The organism is Allobosea sp., assembly GCF_030694325.1.
Taxonomy (GTDB): Bacteria; Pseudomonadota; Alphaproteobacteria; order Rhizobiales; family Beijerinckiaceae; genus Allobosea.
The window spans coordinates 1-1,734 of sequence record NZ_JAUXYO010000320.1; the positions used below are offsets into that span (position 1 = coordinate 1).

Below are 1,734 nucleotides of genomic sequence, written 5' to 3' on the forward strand. Positions count from 1 at the left end.
GCGCACGGGCAGGGCGAAGCGCCGCTGGCCGCGCAGCCTGGCTTCGATGCCCATCAGCAGGACGACCAGCAGCAGCATGACGCAGGCGATCTGGGCCGCACCGGCGAGCGAGTTGCGGTTCACCCAGGTGGTGTAGATCGACAGGGTGAGCGAGCGCACGCCGAGATATTCGCTGGCGCCGATGTCGTTGAGGGTTTCCAGCAGCACCAGCGTCAGCCCCGCCGCCAGGGCCGGCCGCGCCATCGGCAGCCCGACGCGCCAGAACAGACGGCCCGGCGCGGCCCCCAGCGTGCGGGCGGATTCGACGATGGCCGCGGCCTGCAGCCCAAACAGGGCGCGGACGCTGAGATAAACGTAAGGATAGAGCACCAGCGCCATGATGCAGATCGCGCCGGGCAGGTTGCGCGGATCCGGAAACCAGTAGTCGCGCAGGGAGCGCCAGCCGGTCAGGGCACGCAGCGCGCTCTGGAACGGGCCCTGGAAGCCGAGGATTTCGACATAGACATAGGCGGTAATGTAGGTCGGCAGGGCGAGTGGCAGTACCAGCAGCCATTCCAGGCTGCTCCGGCCCGGGAATTCGAACTGTGTCACCAGCCAGGCGGTGCCGACGCCGATGAGCCCGCAGAGCAGGCCGATGCCGAGCAGCAGCAGGCCGGTGTCGCGCAGCGCCGCGGGCAGCACATGGGCGGCCAGATGCGGCCAGATCGACGCCGCCTGCGAGGACAGGGCCGTCAGTCCGAGCGCCAGGACGGGGAGAAGGACGAGGCCCGCCCCGAGCAGGGCGACATAGACCAGACGCGTCGACGGCCGCCACGCGAGTGGCGACCGCCGGGTGTCGGAGCCGGAAACGCTCAGGCTCAATTGTCGAAGCCGACCTTGTCGACCAGATCGGCCGCGGCCTTGCGGTTCTTGGCGACGTCGCCGAGCGGCGTCGTGTCCGGGGTCAGCGCGCCGAGCAGCTTCACCGCGGCGCTCTCCTTGACGTCCGGGTTCACCGGGAACTCGAAATTTCCGTCGGCATAGAGCGTCTGCGCCTTCTCTGCGAGCATGTACTCGATCAGCTTGACGGCATTGTCCTTGTTCGGCGCGTTCTTGGCGATAGCCGCGGCCGAGACGTTCACATGGGTGCCGCCATTGGCGAAGCTGGACTTCAGCGGCTTGATCGCCTCGTACCAGCTCTTCTGCTCGTTCTTCGCCTGGCTCATCAGCCCGATATAGTAGGTGTTCATCACGGCGATATCGCACTGGCCCGACAGGATGTCGCGGGCCACGTCACGGTCGCCGCCGCCGGCCTTGCGGGCGAGGTTCTCCTTCAGTCCCTGCAGGAAGCTCTCCGTCTTCTCGGCGCCGTTGCGGGCGAGATAGGCGGCGAAGAAGGCGTTGTTGTAGGGATGCTGGCCCGAGCGGATGCAGACCTTGCCCTTCCATTTGGGGTCGGCGAGATCCTCATAGGTGATCGCATCCTGCTTCACCCGCTCCTTGGAGGCGACGACGATGCGGGCGCGCTGGGTCAGCGTGACCCAGTTGTCGGCCGGGCCGCGCAGCGCGGCGGGAACCGTCTTGTCGACGACCGCGGACTTGATCGGCTGGGTGATGCCGGCATCGACGAGGGCGTTGATCTGGCCGACATCGACCATCAGCATGACGTCGGCGGGGCTGTTGGCGCCCTCGGCCGCGACGCGCTCCTGCAGGCCGTCCTTCAGGAAAACCGCGTTGACCTTGATGCCGGTGTCC

General features: G+C 67.5%; 2 protein-coding genes. Both read right to left on the reverse strand.

From position 1 onward, the window contains the following. A partial coding sequence (locus tag Q8M82_RS20545; protein WP_305693158.1) for an ABC transporter permease occupies window positions 1-861 on the reverse strand: 861 nt, incomplete at its 3' end. After that, window positions 858-1,734, reverse strand: an 877-nt coding sequence (locus tag Q8M82_RS20550) for an extracellular solute-binding protein (RefSeq protein ID WP_305693159.1), incomplete at its 5' end; no start/stop codon positions are given. The genes Q8M82_RS20550 and Q8M82_RS20545, both read right to left, overlap by 4 nt.